This is a genomic window from Glycomyces sp. L485 (assembly GCF_022548875.1).
In the GTDB taxonomy this organism is placed as follows: Bacteria; Actinomycetota; Actinomycetes; order Mycobacteriales; family Micromonosporaceae; genus Glycomyces.
The window spans coordinates 24,279-41,911 of sequence record NZ_JAKZEW010000015.1 but is presented as its reverse complement, the minus strand read 5'-3'; the positions used below and the strand labels follow the sequence as shown (position 1 = coordinate 41,911).

At 68.2% G+C, this 17,633-nt stretch carries 16 protein-coding genes, 1 tRNA gene and 1 pseudogene; 10 read left to right on the top strand and 8 right to left on the bottom strand.

The features are described from left to right. Nucleotides 1–17: 17 nt before the first annotated feature. The 3 genes from L0U85_RS09870 (at nt 18) to L0U85_RS09860 (ending at nt 2,634) form a co-directional block, all read left to right on the top strand. Complete coding sequence (locus L0U85_RS09870) at nt 18–827, top strand: glutaminyl-peptide cyclotransferase (RefSeq protein ID WP_241377591.1); 810 nt, start codon at nt 18–20, stop codon at nt 825–827. A gap of 50 nt (nt 828–877) precedes the next feature. Next, complete coding sequence (locus L0U85_RS09865) at nt 878–1,390, top strand: GNAT family N-acetyltransferase (RefSeq protein ID WP_241377590.1); 513 nt, start codon at nt 878–880, stop codon at nt 1,388–1,390. A 107-nt stretch (nt 1,391–1,497) separates the two neighbouring features. Continuing rightward, entirely contained in the window at nt 1,498–2,634 is a 1,137-nt protein-coding gene (locus L0U85_RS09860; protein ID WP_241377634.1) for a hypothetical protein, read from the top strand. A gap of 111 nt (nt 2,635–2,745) precedes the next feature. Here the strand turns inward: L0U85_RS09860 and L0U85_RS09855 are convergent. Continuing rightward, a pseudogene (locus L0U85_RS09855) lies at nt 2,746–2,988 on the bottom strand (hypothetical protein); the annotation flags it as partial. 9 nt (nt 2,989–2,997) lie between these two features. Here L0U85_RS09855 and L0U85_RS09850 point away from each other — a divergent pair. After that, nucleotides 2,998–3,621: a hypothetical protein gene (locus L0U85_RS09850; RefSeq protein WP_241377633.1), complete on the top strand. Its 624-nt coding sequence runs from the start codon at nt 2,998–3,000 to the stop codon at nt 3,619–3,621. 373 nt (nt 3,622–3,994) lie between these two features. Beyond that, on the top strand, nt 3,995–5,230 hold the full coding sequence (locus tag L0U85_RS09845) for an ABC transporter substrate-binding protein (RefSeq protein WP_241377589.1): 1,236 nt from the start codon (nt 3,995–3,997) through the stop codon (nt 5,228–5,230). Nucleotides 5,231–5,366: 136 nt separating this feature from the next. Here the strand turns inward: L0U85_RS09845 and L0U85_RS09840 are convergent, their stop codons facing one another. From L0U85_RS09840 to L0U85_RS09825, 4 genes are read right to left on the bottom strand one after another with little or no spacing between them, the layout of a single operon-like run. Further along, nucleotides 5,367–6,212: an ABC transporter ATP-binding protein gene (locus L0U85_RS09840; protein WP_241377588.1), complete on the bottom strand. Its 846-nt coding sequence runs from the start codon at nt 6,210–6,212 to the stop codon at nt 5,367–5,369. Between the two features lie 11 nt (nt 6,213–6,223). Beyond that, nucleotides 6,224–7,060, bottom strand: coding sequence for an ABC transporter ATP-binding protein (locus L0U85_RS09835; RefSeq protein ID WP_347177413.1), 837 nt, complete (start codon nt 7,058–7,060; stop codon nt 6,224–6,226). 34 nt (nt 7,061–7,094) lie between these two features. Beyond that, nucleotides 7,095–8,138: a branched-chain amino acid ABC transporter permease gene (locus L0U85_RS09830; protein WP_241377586.1), complete on the bottom strand. Its 1,044-nt coding sequence runs from the start codon at nt 8,136–8,138 to the stop codon at nt 7,095–7,097. A 15-nt stretch (nt 8,139–8,153) separates the two neighbouring features. Continuing rightward, a complete protein-coding gene (locus tag L0U85_RS09825; RefSeq protein ID WP_241377585.1) occupies nt 8,154–9,530 on the bottom strand; it encodes a branched-chain amino acid ABC transporter permease in 1,377 nt (458 codons plus the stop codon). A 341-nt stretch (nt 9,531–9,871) separates the two neighbouring features. Here L0U85_RS09825 and L0U85_RS09820 point away from each other — a divergent pair. Continuing rightward, nucleotides 9,872–9,945 (top strand) — tRNA-Ile (locus L0U85_RS09820). Nucleotides 9,946–10,060: 115 nt separating this feature from the next. Here the strand turns inward: L0U85_RS09820 and L0U85_RS09815 are convergent. Beyond that, entirely contained in the window at nt 10,061–13,096 is a 3,036-nt protein-coding gene (locus tag L0U85_RS09815; protein ID WP_241377584.1) for a BTAD domain-containing putative transcriptional regulator, read from the bottom strand. Between the two features lie 217 nt (nt 13,097–13,313). Between L0U85_RS09815 and L0U85_RS09810 the strand changes: the two genes are divergently transcribed. Further along, a complete protein-coding gene (locus tag L0U85_RS09810) occupies nt 13,314–14,156 on the top strand; it encodes a putative hydro-lyase (protein WP_241377583.1) in 843 nt (280 codons plus the stop codon). Between the two features lie 39 nt (nt 14,157–14,195). Here L0U85_RS09810 and L0U85_RS09805 read toward each other — a convergent pair whose 3' ends face one another. Continuing rightward, the gene (locus L0U85_RS09805; RefSeq protein ID WP_277605612.1) at nt 14,196–14,915 is read right to left on the bottom strand and encodes a winged helix-turn-helix transcriptional regulator; all 720 of its coding nucleotides are present in this window, start codon (nt 14,913–14,915) and stop codon (nt 14,196–14,198) included. Nucleotides 14,916–15,065: 150 nt separating this feature from the next. Between L0U85_RS09805 and L0U85_RS09800 the strand changes: the two genes are divergently transcribed. The 3 genes from L0U85_RS09800 to L0U85_RS09790 all read left to right on the top strand — a co-directional run bounded on the left by L0U85_RS09800 (nt 15,066) and on the right by L0U85_RS09790 (nt 16,392). Then, complete coding sequence (locus L0U85_RS09800; protein ID WP_241377581.1) at nt 15,066–15,668, top strand: carbonic anhydrase; 603 nt, start codon at nt 15,066–15,068, stop codon at nt 15,666–15,668. A 12-nt stretch (nt 15,669–15,680) separates the two neighbouring features. Next, nucleotides 15,681–15,971 (top strand): 4a-hydroxytetrahydrobiopterin dehydratase, encoded by a 291-nt coding sequence (locus L0U85_RS09795; RefSeq protein WP_241377580.1) that lies wholly within the window; start codon nt 15,681–15,683, stop codon nt 15,969–15,971. A gap of 73 nt (nt 15,972–16,044) precedes the next feature. Continuing rightward, nucleotides 16,045–16,392: a DUF1707 domain-containing protein gene (locus tag L0U85_RS09790; RefSeq protein WP_241377579.1), complete on the top strand. Its 348-nt coding sequence runs from the start codon at nt 16,045–16,047 to the stop codon at nt 16,390–16,392. Here the strand turns inward: L0U85_RS09790 and L0U85_RS09785 are convergent. Continuing rightward, a complete protein-coding gene (locus L0U85_RS09785; protein WP_241377578.1) occupies nt 16,376–17,629 on the bottom strand; it encodes a pyridoxal phosphate-dependent aminotransferase in 1,254 nt (417 codons plus the stop codon). The two genes, L0U85_RS09790 and L0U85_RS09785, sit on opposite strands and share 17 nt — an antisense overlap. Nucleotides 17,630–17,633: the final 4 nt, after the last annotated feature.

Genomic DNA, 17,633 nt, shown 5'->3' with positions numbered 1-17,633 from the left:
CCTGAAAGCTCCTGGAGATGAGATCAGTGTTCGATCAGAAACGAGCCGCGGCACTCCTCGGCGCCGCCGCGCTGGCCGCCCTCGCCGGATGCGGCGCGCCCGCCGACGCCGAAGAGTCCGAGCCCGCCGAAGCCCCTGGCGTCCAACGACTCGGCGTCGAAGTCATCGACACCTTCGACCACGACCCCGCCGCGTTCACGCAGGGACTCGAACTGCGCGACGGCGTCTTCTACGAGAGCACCGGCCTCTACGGCTCTTCGGACATCCGCCTCGTCGACCCCGGCACCGGCGACGTCCTCGATTCCGAAGCGCTGCCCGGCGACGAATTCGCCGAGGGCCTCACCCTCACCGACGACGCCGTCTGGCAGATCACCTGGCAGGAAGGCGTCGCCTACCAAAGGGACCTCGAAACCCTCGGCGTCGTCGACACGGTCGAATACGAGGGCGAAGGCTGGGGGATCTGCCATGACGGCGGACGTCTCGTCATGAGCGACGGATCTGCCGAGCTCACCTTCCGCGACCCGGACACGTTCGCGGAACAGGGCACCGTCGAGGTCACCCTCGAAGGCGAACCGCTCCAGCGGATCAACGAGCTCGAATGTGTCGACGGCCAGGTGTGGGCGAACGTCTGGCAGACCGACGAGATCGTCCGCATCGACCCCTCCACCGGTGAAGTGGGCGCCGTCGTCGACGCCTCCGGAATGCTCACACAAGACGCAGCGGCGACCGCCGACGTCCTCAACGGCATCGCGGCCGCCGAAGAGGAGGACACCTTCTACATCACCGGGAAGCTCTGGCCGACGATGTTCCTGGTCCGGTTCGAATAGGCCGATATCCGATTGCGGACGCGGCCGCCGACCGATTAGCGTCTCGGCCCATGACCCCTACGCTGCGAACCGAGCGTCTGCTCCTCGAACCCTACGTCCCCGATGACGAGGAGGACTTCGTCGCCCTGTTCGGCGACACCCGGGTGTCGCAATGGATCGGCGACGGCCCCGTCCCCGAAGCGGAGGGCCGAGCACTGTTCGGCCGGATCTTCACCAAGGTCTACGACAGGAACGCATTCGACGTCTGGGCCGTGCGCAAGGACGGCCGCCTTATCGGGCACGCCGAGATCAAACCCACCGAGGTCTCCGGAGGCCACGAGCTCGTCTACGCGCTGACTCCGGCGAGCTGGGGCACCGGCCTCGGAACCGAGCTGGCGGCCGCGATCGCCCACTACGGCTTCGACGGCCTCGGACTCGACCAGGTGCACGCAACCGTGGCAGCGCCGAACACCGCCTCCCTCGCGGTCCTCGACAAGCTCGGCTTCACGCACGTCCGCGACAAATCCAACGACGACGGCACCGTGACCCGCGTGCTGACTCTGCAGAAACCGGTCGCGCGATGAAACCCCGGCCGCACCTGCACCTCCTCGCATTCGCGTAACGATCCGCAATTGCGTCGTACAGGCTCATGCGCCATGATGAGCTCATGGCCATGACACCCCTAGACCGATTGCTGGAATACAAAATGCACCTGCTGAAGGACTCCAGGCACCCTCGACTCTTCGCGACCTGGTGGCAGGACCTCACCACCGCCGCGTTCTCCGCCTGGTTCTTCGGCGGACTCCTCCTCGACGTCAACGCCCACGCCCGCGACTGGGTCGAAGACTTCTTCACCTGGTGGCACCTGGCCTTCTACACCGGCTTCTTCGCAACCGCGATCTGGATCGGCTACCTCCTCGTCCGCGCCCACCGGTCCGACGGCCGCACCGGCCTCGCCGCCGTCCCCCACGGCTACGGGCCCGCCATCGTCGGCGCCCCCCTGTTCATCGTCTCCGGTCTCGGCGACATGCTCTGGCACTCGATCCTCGGCGTCGAAGAGAGCCTCGACATCCTCTTCAGCCCTTCGCATCTGGGCCTGGCCCTCGGCGGCCTCCTCATCGTCCTCGCCCCCTGGCTGTCCGCCTGGCGCCGTTCAGCCCTCGACGCCGAACCCGAACCGATCCCCCCGTACCTGCGCTTCGCCGCCCCCGCACTCGCCCTCGGCTACGCGTTCTCGGCGCTCGTGCTCTTCCTCAGCTACGTCATCGCCTTCGCCCACCGGCCGACCGAAGTGGCCCTCGCCCTCCGCGGCCCCCACGAGTTCGCCTCGTTCCCGGTGGCGGGCATCATGTTCACCACTGTCCTCGTGCTCGGCACGGTCCTGCTCGCCACCGGCCGGTTCGGACTCCCGCCGGGCTTCTTCACCGTCGCGTTCCTCTACCCCGCCCTCATGGCAGGGGCCAACACCGGCTTCGACAACACGGGATTCGTCTGGTTGTTCCTCGCATCCGGCGCGCTGGCCGACCTGCTGACCTGGCTGGTGCGCCCGGACCTGCGTCGCCGCCGCGACTTGATCATCTTCGCGGCCGCGTGGTCGATCCTCACCTGGGGTGCCTACATGATCATCGCGGGCGCCACCGCCGGCCTCTGGCCGGTTCCCGAGATCGGCCTGGGGGCCCCGGTGGTGGCCGCGCTCGTGGGCACGGCCCTGATGCTGGTGGTCCAGCCCGACCGCCGGGAGCTCGGGCCGCCGAGGCCGACAGAGCCGTCCCCGTTCGACGACGTCATCGCCCGAGCCAAGGCCATGACCGAGAGCCGCGCCGACTAACCGCCGCAGGACCGCGAGGCTCTCGGCGAGGAGCGGCTCGTCGATGAACTCGGAGTGGGTGCCCTCTTTGCGGCAGGCGAAGGCCCCGGCGATGCGTCCGGCGTCGACCGCGCTCCCGAGGTCCTCGCCGCGGCGCCTCGCCCACAGGAAGCCCGAGACGAAGGCGTCGCCGGCGCCGTTGGAGTCGACCGGCCTCCAGCCGGCCCATTCGGGGAGCGCCCCGCTCAGCTCCGCGACCGGATCCAGGGCCGGGTAGGGCCAGACCGACCCGGCACGCTCCAGGACGTAACCTCCCCGCTCGCCGGCGGTCGCGACCACCAGCGACGCGCGGCCGTTGTCGATGATCCACCGCATCGCCTGCTCGTGCCGGCCACCGAGCTTGGCGACCGACAGGAAGACGGTGTCGGCGCGCAGCGCGTAGTCCTTGTGGTGGTCCGATTCGCCGTCCCAGGCGTGCAGGTCGGTCGAGACTGGCACGCCGTCGTCGAGGTCGGCGAGCATGGCGCGGGTGACGTTCGCGATCGAGATGTGGACGTGGGCCGCCTCGGCCAGGTGCGGCCTGTAGAAATCCGGTGGCAGGCGCAGGTCCGGGGCGTGCCGGAAGTCGTAGAAGGAGAAGCGCCGGCCCTCGTCGTCGACCAGGTTCACCGACCGGGAGGTGCCTCGCTCGGAGATCAGGTGGCGGAAGTCCAGGCCTTCCTCCTCGTAGCGGCGCAGGATCATCTCGCCCTGGGTGTCCTCGCCGATGTAGTCGATGAAGCGGGTCGCCAGCCTCAGGTGCAGGCAGCCGAGGGCCACCCCGTTGCCGGTGTGGGCGACGAAGTCCCGGATCGGTTCGACCCCCAGGTTGTCGCCCTCGAAGACCTTGATCTCGGGGACGCGGACGATCGTGTCGACGCCGACGCCGCCGGCCACGAGGATGTCGAGCATGTGGTCGCCTCTTCCGTCTGTGCCTTATGGGCTTCCGGATCTCCCTGCGAGGAGTAACCCTAGGATCGGGCGAGTCGGAAGGTCAAGGCCGGGGCTGCGCCGCCCTCCCCCTGTGAAGCGGACCGACTCCCACAGAAGGGGGAAGGATATCCCGAATCACGCCCGTATCTCTGTTATCTTGAGAACCGCCGTCTATGTGGTTTCGTGCCCTTTGAGGTGAATTCCGCAATGGATACAAAATGCGCGGTTCTCACAGCCGAAAAGATTCGGAAAGCTATCGGACAAAAGATCACGGGCCTATCACATATCGGATCGGGTGTGGTTACGGCACCTAGCGCGGGAGCCCCTGGGGCAATAGGGTGTAACTCGCATCACGTCAACCTCGGAACCGGTCAACGGATGCTCATCTCGAACACAACTAGGAGAAGACATGTCTCGCTTTCCCCGAGTACTGCTAGCAGCAGCGACAGCGGGTGCCACAGCATTCGCGCTCGCAGCCTGCGGCGGCGACGAGGACTCAGGAAGTTCGGACGCCGACTGCGGAATGAAAATCGGCACGATCCTGCCGCAGACCGGCTCGCTCGCCTTCCTCGGCCCGCCTGAATTCGCCGGGGTCAACCTTGCGATCGAGGAGATCAACGAGGCCGGGGGAGTGCTGGACGAATGTGTCGACGTCCTCCACGAGGACTCCGGCGACACGTCGACCGACATCGCCAGCCAGTCCGCGGACGCCTTGATCGCTCAGGATGTGGACGTCGTCATCGGCTCCGCCTCGTCCGGCGTGTCGTTCCAGTTCATCGACAAGCTCTACGAAGAGGGCATCGTCCAGGTCTCGCCGGCGAACACCTCTCCGGACTTCACGACCTATGAGCGCGGCGACTACTACTTCCGGACCGCGCCTTCGGACGTCCTCCAGGGCCGCGTGCTCGCCGACCAGGTCATCGCCGACGGACACGAGAAGGTCGCCATCCTGGCACTGCAGGACTCCTATGGCACCGGCCTGGCCGACGCGGTCGAGCAGAACGTCGTCGATTTCGGCGGCGAGGTGGTCATGAAGGAGATCTACGACCCGAACGCCACCGAGTTCTCCGCTGAAGTCTCCGCCCTCGCCGCGGCCGACGCCGACGCGGTCGTGCTGATCACCTTCAACGAGATCACCAACCTCGCGCCCGAGCTCGCCGAGTCGAACCTCAGCGCTCAGGACCTGGGCTGGTACTTCGTCGACGGCAACCTGTCCAACTACGGCGACGAGTTCCCCGAGGGCATGCTGGAAGGCACCAAGGGCACGCTGCCCGGCGCCGACCCGTCGGGCATCCAGGACCGCCTCCTGGAGATCGATCCCGATCTCGAGGACTTCTCGTACGCCGCCGAGTCCTACGACGCCACGATGCTCGTGGCCCTCGCCGCCGTCGCCGGCGGATCGTACGACTCCGACACCGTCAAGGACAACATGATCGACGTCTCCAGCGGAGGCACCCAGTGCAGCGACTTCGCCGAATGCGTGGAGCTGCTCGACGCCGGTGAGGACATCGACTACCAAGGCCAGTCCGGCCCGATCGAGTTCTCGCCCGAAGGCGACGTCACAGCCGCGACCATCGGGATCTACCAGTACGGTCCCGACAACACCTACGAGAACGTCGACTACGTCGAGCAGACGCTCGAGTAGAGCTCACGTTCGCCGATGATCATCGGGGCGGTTCCCACCGGGAACCGCCCCTTTCGTTCTCCGTCCCCGACCGGAACGAAAAGAACCGCCCTCGGGCCCGGCGGCACGCCGGGCCCGAGGGCGGTCCACTCTCCGCCTAGCGCGCCTTGCCCAGGGTGCCGAGGTAGAGCTCGACGACCTTCGGGTCGTCGATCAAGCCCGCACCCGGGCCCGTGTAGGCGCTCTTTCCCTGGTCCAGGACGTAACCCCGGTCGCAGATCTGGAGGCACCGCCGAGCGTTCTGCTCGACCATGACCACCGTGACACCGGTCGAATTGATCTGCTTCGTGTTGAAGAAGACCTCATCCTGCATCGCCGGCGACAGACCCGCCGACGGCTCGTCGAGCAGCAGCACCGACGGCTCCATCATCAACGCCCGGCCCATCGCCACCATCTGCCGCTCACCGCCTGACAGCGACCCGGCCCGCTGCGACCGCCGGTCGGCGAGCACCGGGAACAGGTCGGCGACGAAGTCGAACCGCTGCCTGAACTTCTTCGGACGCAGGAACACGCCCATCTCCAGGTTCTCCAGGACCGACAGCGTCGGGAACACGTTGTTCGACTGCGGCACGAAACCCACGCCTCGAGGCACCAACTGGTGCGCCTTGAGGTTCGTGATCTTCTCGCCGCGCAGCATCACCGTCCCCGAAGTGATGCTCACCAGCCCGAAGATCGCCTTCAGCAGCGTCGACTTGCCCGCCCCGTTCGGCCCGATGATCCCAACCAGCTCGCCCTCGTCGGCGTACAGATCGGTCCCGTTCAAGATCGACACGCCCGGGATGTACCCGGCGACCACCTCATCGGCGCGCAGCAGCGCATCGCCGGACGCGGCCAGATGGCCCTCGCGCGAATGCACCTCCGCGGACGACTCAGGCACCTCCGCCAGCGGCACGCCCGTCGGAGCGATGCCCCCGGCCAATTCATTGACTTCCTCGTCAGACATCCTGTGTCCCCCTAGTGAGCCGCTGCGTCGTGGTGGGCGCCGAGATAGGCGTCGATCACGCGCGGATCGGACGAGATCTGGTCCGGCGTGCCCTCGGTGATGAGCTGGCCCGCGGCCATGACCGCCACCCAGTCGGCGATCTCGTGGACCATGTCCATGTCGTGCTCCACGAACAGCACCGTCATCCCGTCCTCGCGCAATCCCTTGATGTGCTCGAGCAGCGTCTGCTTCAACGCCGGGTTCACCCCGGCCATCGGCTCGTCGAGCATGACCATCTTCGGCTCCAGCATGAGCGCACGCGCCATCTCCAGGAGCTTGCGCTGGCCGCCCGAGAGCTCCCCGGCGTAGTCCTCTCGCTTGTCGATGAGCTTGAACCGCTCCAGCAGCTCCATGGCCCGCTCGCGGTTGGCGGCCTCCTGGGCCTTCCACAGGCCGGGGATGAGGCCCGCCCACATGCGCTCGCCGAGCTGAGCGGACGCGGCGATGAGCATGTTGTCCATGACGGTCATGCGGGTGAGCGCCTTCGTCAGCTGGAAGGTCCGGACCATCCCGGCCCGCGCCACCTGGTACGACCGCAGTCGTTTGGCGCTCCTGCCGTCGAAGTCCCACTTGCCGCTGCTCGGCCGGTCGAAGCCGGTGAGCAGGTTGAACAGGGTCGTCTTCCCGGCGCCGTTAGGCCCGATGAGCGCGGTGATGGTGCCCCGCTGAACCTCGAGGTGGTCGACGTCGACGGCCACGAGGCCGCCGAAGGAGCGCCTGATGCCCGACGCGGTCAGGATCGGGTCCGGCTTCGCCACGCCCGGTTCGGGCTGGACGTCCGCGAGCGCGGCCAGCGCCGCCTGGTGCATCTCGCGGAACACTTCGGGCTCGCGCTCGAATTCGCTATCTGACATCGAGCATCAGCTCCCTTCTATTACCGAGGATGCCCTGCGGGCGGAAGATGAGCAACAGGACCATGCCCAGGCCCATCAGGAAGAACACCAGCGGGCCGACCTGGGTCGGCGCCAGCACCTCCCGTGGGATCAAATCGGAGCGGATGCCCTGGTTGAGCGTCAGCGACAGCAGGTTGAACAGGAACCAGAACAGGGCCGCGCCGAGGACGGGGCCGAACAGCCGGGCCGCGCCACCGAGGATCAACACCACGTAGAAGTAGAACGTGAAGTCGGTGCTGAAGGTGTCGGGCTGGACGTTCGCGCGGCTGAGCGCGAAGATGAACCCGGCCGCGGCGCCGATGATGCCGCCGATGACCAGTGCCTGCATCTTGTAGGCGAAGACGTTCTTGCCGAGGCTGCGCACGGCCTCCTCGTCCTCCCTGATGCCCTTGAGGACGCGGCCCCACGGGCTGTGGACGAGCAGGCCGACCACGACCAGGAAGATCGCCACGAGGATCCAGCCGACGGTCATGACCCACAGGTCGCGGCTGGAGTACTGGAAGTCGACGATTCCCAGGTCGACGATGAGCCGCCCGCCGTCCATCGATACGAACAGGACCGACCAGTTCGCGTCCGGGTTGTAGGGGCTCAGCTCGAAGAACGGCTCGCTGAAACCGCGCATGCCGTCGGAGCCGCCGGTGTACTCGGACCAGACGGTCGCGCGGGCCAGTCGCCGTACGATCTCGGCCGCGGCGATGGTGACGATCGCCAGATAGTCGGCGCGCAGCCGCAGTGTCGGGATGCCGAGCAGCAGCGCCATCACGATGGCGGCCCCGAATCCGATGAGGATGCCCCATCCGAACGGCAGCCCGAATGCGACGACCGCCAGGGCGAGCCCGTAGGCGCCCATGGCAGCGAAGGCGGCCTGGCCGAAGTTGAGCAGCCCGGTGTAACCGAACTGCACGTTGAGCCCGATCGCCGCGATGGCGTAGATGAGCATGGTCGGGCCGATGGCCTGTGTGAGGGCCTGGCTGAAGACGAAGTGCCAATCCATTGCAGTCTCCTAACCTCAGCCGATCCGCTCTCGGCGGCCCAGGATGCCCTGTGGTCGCGTGAGCATGACGATGATGAGTACGGCCAGCGCTCCGACGTATTTCAGCTCGGGCGCGATGACCAGCGTGGACATCTGAACGAAGATGCCGATGAGCATGGCGCCGATGAAGGCTCCGAACGCTGTGCCGAGGCCGCCGAGGACGACTGCGGCGAATACCAGGAGCAGCAGGTGCTGGCCCATGTCGAACTTGACGCCGTCGTTGACGGACAGGAACACGCCGGCGAGCGCGGCGAGCGCCCCGCCGATCGTCCAGACCAGCCGGATCACCCGGTTGACGTCGATGCCGGTCGACGACGCCAGCGAAGGGTTGTCGGCGACCGCGCGGGTCGCCTTGCCCAGTCGGGTGAACACGAGTGCCAGCCCCACCGCGGAGCAGACGAGTGCCGCGATCAGACCGGTGTAGACCTCCTTGGGCGTGATGACCAGCCACCCCAGATCCCAGGGCGTCTGACCGACGTATTCGTCGTAGCGGCGTCGTTCGCCGCCGACGAAGAACAGCGTGGCGAAGCGGATGAGGAGCGCGACACCGATGGAGATGATCATCATCGTGATCAGCCCCGTGCCGCGTTTGCGCAGGCGCGACCACAGGCCCCAGTCCTGGAGCCAGCCGAACAGGGCTCCGGCGGCGACGGCGCCGATGACGGCGGCCCAGACCGGCAGTCCGACGATGATGTTGAACATGAGGGCCATGACGCCGCCGAAGGTGACCAGGTCGCCGTGGGAGAAGTTGGTCAGCCCGGTGGTGCCGAAGACCATCGACAGCCCGACCGCGGCGAGCGCGATCATGAGCCCGAAGTGGATGCCGGAGAACAGGAGGCTGACGGCGCGGGTGGGGCCGGCGGCGCTCTCGATCTCAGGGTCGATCTCGTCCTCGGCCTCGACGGCGCCGGTGGTCTCCTCCTCGCCATCGCCGGTGGAATCGCTCCCGCCGGGAGCTTCGGTCTCCTGAGGCTGGGCGTTGGGGTCGAGCTGCGTGTCGAGTGGGAACAGGACGGTCCGTTCGGAGGCCCGCACTTCCACTTCGAGCTGCGGTCGCCCGTTGCGCACCAGCAGGCCGTTCGGAAGCGTCGACTCATCGAGAGCGACGAGGTACGTGCCGGGCGATTCCAGTGGGACGGACCAGGTGCCGTCCTCGGCGCTGGCGGTCGTCGCGATCTCATTGCCGTCGGCGTCGGAGACGGTGATCTCGACCTCGGAGATCAGATTGTCGTCTTGGTCCTTCAATGTACCTTTGACGCCGGTTTCTCCTTGTGCTTGGGCGGTGCTGCTCACCCCCAGCCCCAGAACCAGGCCGACCAGCACGGCCGACAGCACCATTACTGCACGTCTCAATGCGCCCCCTCGAAGGTTCGGGCACCGGGAGTGTCGTGCAATGTTCGAGAAACACCCCACGATGCGAGTGAGCCGAATCTTAAGGAGAGCCCGGCCACGGCTCCACATGTCGTTATGGAAACGTTGTGAAAGTAACTCAGATGTTATCGGCCAAACAGGGAATATGGGTCGGGTACTCCCATACCGACGTTTCCAAATGACTCGGCTTCTGTGAACATCATGCAACATAAGCAGAGGCCGCACCAGGTGATTGCCACCTTGTGACACTGTCGGGACCGACCTGCAATCCGGCCCCTCGGAACACCGCCGAGCCTGAAGGTATGAGAGGATACTGGTCGCTTGGGGCAGTAGCTCAGCTGGTCAGAGCAAACGACTCATAATCGTCAGGTCGCGGGTTCAAGTCCTGCCTGCCCCACAACGCGAAGGGCCCCGCCGAAGCGGGGCCCGTTCCGATTCCGGATACCGTCACCAGGGGACGACACCGTGGGTCACTCGTTGACATTGATCGGCGTGTCCCACGGCTCCTTGCCTTAGGAGGCGGAGCGCATGTTCAGCGCCGACTTCAGGCTCGCGCGCAGACTATTCGCCTCGGTACGGCAGTCCGCGGCCGACTCGAGGTCGCCCGCGCGCGCGTAGGCGTCGGCGAGGGCCAGCAGGCTCCTCGCCTGGCGCATCGGGTCGGGCATGGCCGCGAACACGTCGCAGGCCTGACGCCCCAGGCTGATCGCCCGTCGCGGGTCGCCGGCGCGCGTGTGGAGCTTGCAGAGCACGCGCGCTTTGATCGCGAGGGTCAGGGAAGTCTGGTACCGGTCGAACTCTGCGACGCGATCGAGCGCCTCGCGGGCACGGTCGATCTGGCCGGTGTCGACGAGCAGCTCGGCGAGCTGGTAGGTGTAAGCCAGCTGGTGGCGCCTGCTGTTGATCTCTTCGACCAGTTCGATGCCGCGCAGTAGCGCGGCCTCGGCGCGCACGAAGTCCTCGTCGGCGGAGTGGACCGCGGCCTGCCTGGAGTAGAGCCTGGCGCGGAAGAACTTCGAGGGGTGATCGTGCAGCATCTCGGCTATGCGGTGGCAGAGCTCCTCCGCGGCGGTCACGCGGCCCATGTCGATGTAGAGCTCGGCCAGTTGCAGCAGCGGATAGACCGATTCGCGCCCGTCGTCGATGGAGGCGTTGATGTCGCAGGCGCGCAGCAGGAGGGCCTCGGACTCGGCGAAGATCCCCATTCGCCCGAGGACCGACCCCAGCGAGGTGAGGACCTCGACTCGGACGTCGCTGTAGCCCGAGCGCTCGGCGGCGACGACGGCTTCGCGCAGCAGCGACACCGCCTCGCGGTATCGTCCCAGCTGCGTCAAGGTGGTTCCGAGGTCGTTGCGGGCCTTGCCGGTGCGGTCGCCTTCGGGGGTGCGTCGCAGCGCCTCGAGGGTCTTCTGCGCGTAGGCCATCGACTTGGCGAGTTCGCCCGAGGCGTAGGCGACGGCGTCCGCCAGCGCGTAGGCGCGGACCGCGTCCACCGGGTCGTCGGATCGTCTTCCGGTTTCGATGGCCTGTTCGGCGACGGACGCGAGTTCGGGCAGCTCGTAGACCGAGTCGGTCGGCTCGACGCGGTAGCCGGCGTCGGCGAACGCGATGAGCCGGTTGAGGAGCCGCGAGACGCTCGGGTGCCCGTTCCATTCGAGGAAGGTGGCGACGATGTTGCGGTACTCTCCGGTCGGCAGGAACGGGCCGGAGGTGGCGTACCAGTTGACGACCTGTTCGCGCAGCCGCTGGATCGCGGTCGGGTCGTACGCTTCCTCGGCCTTGCGGCGCGCGTATTCGCGCACTAGGTCGTGGAATCGGTAGCGGCCGGGCCGGTACTCCTCGATGCGGTGCGCGGCGACGAGTCGGGAGAGGATCCGTTCGGCCGCGTTCGGCTCCCATCTGGTGAGGGCGACGGCCAGGTCCTTGCCGAAGTCCGCGGCAGGCAGCAGCGACAAGTTGAGGTACAGCAGTTCCTCGTCGGGCTGGAGCGACTGATAGGAGAGGTCGAACGCCGCGGCGACGGTGGTGGTCGGGTCGCCTTCGACCGTGAGCCGGGCGAGCCGGTCGCGGTCGGACAGCGCTGCGGCGGTCTCGGTGAGTGTCGCGTCGGGTTGCCCGCCGAGGTTGGTGCCGATAATCCTGAGCGCCAAGGGCAGCCCTGAGCACATCTTCGCGAGCCGGAGCGCGGCCTCGGGTTCGGCGGCGACGCGGTCGGCGCGGATGAGGCTCGTGAGCAGCGCCACCGAGTCGTCGAGGTCGAGTGAGGCGACCGTGACCGGGAGGACGTCGTGGACGGTCGACAGTTCGGGCAGCCGGAACCGGCTGGTGACGACGGCGGTGCAGCCCACGGTGGCGGGCAGCAGCGGTTTGACCTGCTCGGAGCCGCGAGCGTTGTCGAGGATGACGAGGGTCCTGGTGTCGGCGAGGCGGGACCGGTAGAGGGCCGCGGCCTCGTCGGGGTCGGAGGGGATGGCCTCGGTGGGGACGCGAAGCGCCCGAAGGAACCCGGCGAGCGCGTCCAGCGGGGTGAGCGGCGGGGCCCGGTCGAAGCCGCGCAGATTGACGTAGAGCTGGCCGTCGGGGAACTGCTCGCGCACCCGGTGAGCCCAGTGAAGCGCGAGGGTGGTCTTGCCGGTGCCGCCGATACCGGACAGGACGGCGGTGCTCGGTCCGGGTCCGAGGAGCCGGTCGAGAACGGCGATGAGGTCGCTTCTACCGGTGAAGTGGACGCTGTCGGAAGGCAGCTGGGCCGGGGCGGGCAGTGGTTCGCGCTTCGGCGTGAACTCGGGGGTCTCCTTGGGGACGCCGAGCACGGGGTCGTCGCGCAGGATCGCGGTGTGGAGGTCCCGCAGGCGCTGGCCGGGGTCGATGCCGAGTTCGTCGGCGAGCCGGCGGCGCATCCGTTCGTACACCTCGAGCGCTTCGGCGACGCGTGCGTCGCGGTGCAGGGCGGTCATGAGCAGTTCGGCGGCGTGCTGCCGGTAGGGGTGGTCCTCGAGGACGCGCCGTAGGTCGGAGACGACAGGAGCGGAGGTGCGCAGCGCCAGCTCGAGTTCGGCGCGTTCCTCTTCGGCGGCGGCTCGATCCTCGTTCCACAGCCGCGCGCCGGCCTCGATGATCCTGCCCGACAGCCCGGCGAGCGCCGGTCCGCGCCACAGCGCGAGCGCTTCGCGCAGTCCGGTCAGGGCCGCTTCGGGTTCGGAGGCGGCGACCTGTTCGCGGGCGATGCGCACACTCGTCCGGAATCGGAGCGAGTCGAGCTTCTCGGGGCGCAGCCGCAGCCGATAGCCGTCGCCGACGGTCTCCAGTTCGGCCGCCTCGTAGTCGAACAGCCTGCCGCGGGCGGTGGCGACGGTGTTCTGTATCTGACGGCGGGCGGTCGCCGGCGGGCGGTCGTCCCAGAGTGCTTCGACGAGTTTCGCCGGGGGCACGACGTGTCCGGCTTCGAGGAGCAGCACGGCGATGAGCCGGGGCAGGATCCGTCCGGGCAGCGGGACGGGGGCGCCCGCCTTCGTCAACTGCAGGGGGCCGAGGATGCCGAACTCCATGGGCGACCTCCCTGGGCGGCGTGCCGACCGCGCCGGGCCCTGGCTGTTCGATGCGTCAGCACGCGGGGTGAAAAAGTGCGGATACCCATTGTAGGTGCATTCGGTGATCCATTGTTGAACGGTTGCATGGGCAATCGGTTCGGACTCGTGAAGAACTCATGAGTCTTCTGGCGGGCCGTCCCCGATGCTCGGTCTACCGAGACATCGAGGAGGAGACATGTTCACAAGACAGCGCCCCGAAGCGATGGTTCTGCCCGCCGACGCCCGAGCGAGGTTCCGCGGCGGGCTGGTCGCCCCCACGAGCGGCTGGTCGAAGGGGTATGTACAGGCCAATCTGGTCAGCGTGCCCCGCCGCCACGCCGTCGCCCTGCGCCGCTTCGCCGTCCGTAACCCCAGGGCGTGCCCGCTGCTCGAGATCGTCGGGCCAGGCCGGTTCACCACTTCGCTCGCCGAGGGCGTCGACCTCCGCCGCGACCTGCCCGCCTACCTGGTGTGGCGGAACGGGTCGTTGGTCGACTGGAGGACCGACGCGACCTCGGTGTGGGGCGACGACCTGGTGACGCTCCTGATCGGATGCAGCTTCACGTTCGAGCCGCTGCTGGAGAGCGAAGGGATCCCGTTGCGCCACCTCGAACAGGGCAGCAACGTGCCGATGTACCGTACGGGCCTGCCGTGCCTGTCGGCCGGGCGGTTCCGCTCGCGCATCGTGGTGTCCATGCGGCCGATGCCCCCGCACCTGGTGGCGAGGGCGGCGATGGTCACGGCGCGGATGCCGTACGCACACGGTCTGCCGGTTCACGTGGGCGGCCCGGCCGCACTCGGCATCCGGGACCTGGGCCGGCCCGACTTCGGCGACCCGGTCGATCCGGCGCCCGGTGACGTCCCGGTGTTCTGGGCGTGCGGCGTGACGCTGCAGGAGGCGGTCGTCGCCGCGAAGCTGCCGTTCGCGATCACGCACGCGCCGGGGCACATGCTCATCACCGACCGCCGGGCCCGGCCGGCCGGCGTCGGCGGGGGCTTCGCCAAGGTCAGGCCGAAGGTCAAGCGGAACGTGATCTAGGGGTCTGGTGATCCCAGCCTCGGTATCACCGGACACCGCCTAGGTCAGGTCCCCGTCTATCCGGGAGGCCGCCGCGGGCTCGGGCAGCCGGAACATGCCGAGAAACCGCTCGGCCATGGCCTGGTCGCCCTGGACGGTGATGCGGCCGGCGTGCAGCGACACGTCGAGGCTGCGCCCGCCGAGGGTGAGGCGCTTGAGCGTCTCGGGGTCGGTGCGGATGACCGCGTGCGGGTGCTCGGGGCGGCCGGGGGCCAGGATGAGCGACGAGTCCAAGACCTCGGCGATGAACGGGCGGTCCTCGATCCACAGCTCGAAGGCCGCGTCGAAGCCCTGGGCGGCGACGGGCATGAACAGGCCCCGTAGCGAAAGGATGAGCGCGTCGGCGCCGATCGGCGTATCCAGCGGCATCCCGGCCGAGCGAGCGCCCCAGCGCAGCAGCCGCACGATAACGCCTTCGAGCTCGCGGCCCCATTCGGTCAGCTCGTACACCTTGGAGGCCGCCGGAGGCGGCAGGCGGCGCCTGGTGACGACGCCGTGCGATTCGAGCTCGCGCAGCCGCTGGGAGATGACGTTGGCGCTGGCGCCGTCGAGGCCGCCGCGGAGGTCGGTGAAGCGCTTCGGCCCGAGCAAGAGTTCGCGGACGATCAGGAGCGACCAGCGCTCGCCGACGAGGTCGAGGGCGTGTGCGGCAGGGCAGCCGTCGCCGTAGGTGCGCACTGATTCCTCCAGGTCAGACTGGTGAAGTTGGCGTAAGGGCATCATAGGATATGACTTCGAGACTCCTTCATCCTGATTCAGAACTAACATGTCACGAATCTATAACGACGAGTTTGTAAAACGTCTGTGTCCCTGAGCAGGTTCCCCTTGCGTCGGTGTGTTCGCCTCCGGCACTATTCAGGGGTGCCAGAGATGACCGCAACCTCGCTCATGGAGAACCACCGCGCCGCCTCGACGCTGGTCGACCTGCTCGACGGCAACGGCCGATTCGTCGCCGGCGAACCCCGATACAGGCGGGACATCGTCGCAGCCCGAACCGCCGCCCCCGACCAGCAGCCCTCCGCGGCGGTGTTCACCTGCATCGATTCGCGGGTGACCGCCGAATCCGTGTTCGACTGCGACTTCGGCCAGCTGCTCGTCGTGCGAACCGCCGGGCACGTCCCCGACCGGGCCGCGGTCGGCTCCCTCGAATTCGCCGCCGCCGAACTGGGCGTGTCCCTGGTCGTGGTGCTCGGCCACGAGCGGTGCGGCGCGATCAACGCCGCCCTGCACGCCGTAGAGGAAGAGTCGCACGACCCGCGCAGCGGCTACCTCGTCGAGCAGTTGTGGCAGCCCGCCTCGCAAGCCCTCGCCGAGTCCGGTGAGGAACCGAACACCGCCTCTCACGCGATGCGGCTCCAAGTCCGCCGCACCGTCGCCGACCTCGGCAGGCGCGCCTCCCTCGACGGCGTCCTCGTCGTCGGCGCCGTCTACGACCTGGACACCGGAGTCGTCTCGCTCGTCGACGAGAGCTGACACAATCGAGGTATGAGCGACCAACCGATGACCGAAGCAGAGATCGAGCTCGCGCTGTCCGAACTGCCTGGCTGGCACCATGAACGTGACCGCCTGGAGCGGTCCTGGACGTTCGACGGGCACCTCGCCGCAGTCTCGGCGGCGTCCGCTGTCGGCTGGCTCCAAGAGCAGCGGAACCACCACGCGGACCTGACGATCCGCTACAACAAGCTCACCGTCTCCACCACAACGCACTCCGCCGGCCACAAAGTCTCCGAAAAGGACACCGAACTGGCGCGGGCGGTCACGGATCTCCTCGACTGAGCCGCGTGAAGCGAGGTGTGCGGGGAATCCCTTTCTCTGTCATGATTGAGACAGAGCAGGTGGGGAGGGTGCCATGGACGCCTATGCATCTCGCGCTTCGAAGACCGACAAGCGGATCACACTGAACCGACTCGCCGTCGCCCGCCGCCGCGGCAGGATCGACGCGCAGGAGTACCGGCTGCGCCGCCAGCTGGCGCGCCGGGCCGAGAGCCTCGAAGACCTCCAGGCGCTCCTGTGGGACCTCGACGATCTCACTCCCGGCCGCGACCACTGGCGCTACGGCCGCTGGAGGGGTCCGGTCAGGGAAGGGCGCGAACTGGAGGTCCAGCGGTTCGTCGGTGTCGTGTTCCTGATCATCGGCATCGTCGTCGTCGTGGCCGTCGTCTACGCGACGATCACCGCGCTCAACATGTGGACGTGAGCGCGGCCAACGTACCGCGCAGCCCCTCGAGCGCGTCGGCGATCCACGGCAACCCCACAGGATCGTCCGAGACCAGCGCAGCCAGACGCTCGGAGTCCGACGATCCGTACAGCCCCGGAACCGCCACCCGCACCGTCAGCGACTCCATTTCGTCGCCGAACGCCGAACCCGGCAGCACCCCGACGCCGAACTCGTCGAGCAGTACCCGCGCGAGGTCCGCGCCGGTCTTCACCGACCAGCGCGCCTCCAGCAGTTCCCGCAGGGGCGCGAAGTCGGGCCACACGTAGAACCCGCCCTGCGGCCGGAGCACCTCGCAGCCGACGTCCGCGAACGCCTCGGCGACCGACCGCGCCACCGAGCCGTGCAGGCGTCTCGCGGCCACGAGCCGGTCGACCAACTCCACCGGATCCGACCAGGCGTAGGCCGCGGCGTGCTGCATCGGCATCGGCGTGGACGACCACACCTCGGAGGCGATGCCCCGGACCGCTTCCCTGAGCTGTTCGCCCATCTGCGAATCGGGGAACCGAGCCGCGCCGATACGCCACCCGCCGAGCGCGTAGTTCTTCGACAGCGCGGTCGTCGTCACCGTCCGCTCCGGCGCCCAGGTCGCCGGCGAGGGGAAGTCCCCGTCGTCGAAGACCAGGTCCCGGTAGATCTCGTCGGCCAGGACCACCAGGTCCAGCGCTCGGGCCGCCTCGCACATCTCCTTGACCGCGCGCTCGGAGGCGAGCCGCCCGGTCGGGTTGTCCGGCAGTGTGGCGACCACGATCCGCGGATCGCGGCCCTCGGCCCGCGCCGCCCGCACCGCCGCGTCAAGCGCGTCGGCGTCCGGTACGCCGCCCTCGCCCTCCGGCCCCGGCACGCGGATCGGCGTACGGCCGATGAGCTCCGCCTGCGCCGCATAGGAGACCCACGCGGGCCGGGGGATGACCGCGTCGCCGCCGACCGCGCGCAGGACCGCGAACAGCAGGGGCTTCGAACCCGGCCCGAGCACCACCTGACCCGACTCTGTGGTCAGACCCCGCCGCGACCAGTACCCCGCGGCGGCCTCGCGGGCCGGGCGGATCCCCGCGACCGGGCCGTACGAGGTCTGCGCCGCGGCCTTCGCCAGTCGCTGTCCCAGCAAGGGGTGAACCGGGATTCCCGCCTCTCCGAAGGCGAGCGCGAGCACCTCCTGTCCGGCGGCTCGACGGGCGGCGATCGTCTCGCTGGCGGCGAGGGTGGCTGAGACTGTCACTGGT

Bases quoted from the DNA above. Each gene is read 5' to 3' on its own strand.
- L0U85_RS09870 (WP_241377591.1), top strand. From the start codon at position 18: ATGAGATCAGTGTTCGATCAGAAACGAGCCGCGGCACTCCTCGGCGCC.
- L0U85_RS09865 (WP_241377590.1), top strand. From the start codon at position 878: ATGACCCCTACGCTGCGAACCGAGCGTCTGCTCCTCGAACCCTACGTC.
- L0U85_RS09845 (WP_241377589.1), top strand. From the start codon at position 3,995: ATGTCTCGCTTTCCCCGAGTACTGCTAGCAGCAGCGACAGCGGGTGCC.
- L0U85_RS09840 (WP_241377588.1), bottom strand. From the start codon at position 6,212: ATGTCTGACGAGGAAGTCAATGAATTGGCCGGGGGCATCGCTCCGACG.
- L0U85_RS09835 (WP_347177413.1), bottom strand. From the start codon at position 7,060: ATGCACCAGGCGGCGCTGGCCGCGCTCGCGGACGTCCAGCCCGAACCG.
- L0U85_RS09830 (WP_241377586.1), bottom strand. From the start codon at position 8,138: ATGGATTGGCACTTCGTCTTCAGCCAGGCCCTCACACAGGCCATCGGC.
- L0U85_RS09815 (WP_241377584.1), bottom strand. From the start codon at position 13,096: ATGGAGTTCGGCATCCTCGGCCCCCTGCAGTTGACGAAGGCGGGCGCC.
- L0U85_RS09810 (WP_241377583.1), top strand. From the start codon at position 13,314: ATGTTCACAAGACAGCGCCCCGAAGCGATGGTTCTGCCCGCCGACGCC.
- L0U85_RS09805 (WP_277605612.1), bottom strand. From the start codon at position 14,915: ATGCCCTTACGCCAACTTCACCAGTCTGACCTGGAGGAATCAGTGCGC.
- L0U85_RS09800 (WP_241377581.1), top strand. From the start codon at position 15,066: ATGACCGCAACCTCGCTCATGGAGAACCACCGCGCCGCCTCGACGCTG.
- L0U85_RS09795 (WP_241377580.1), top strand. From the start codon at position 15,681: ATGAGCGACCAACCGATGACCGAAGCAGAGATCGAGCTCGCGCTGTCC.
- L0U85_RS09790 (WP_241377579.1), top strand. From the start codon at position 16,045: ATGGACGCCTATGCATCTCGCGCTTCGAAGACCGACAAGCGGATCACA.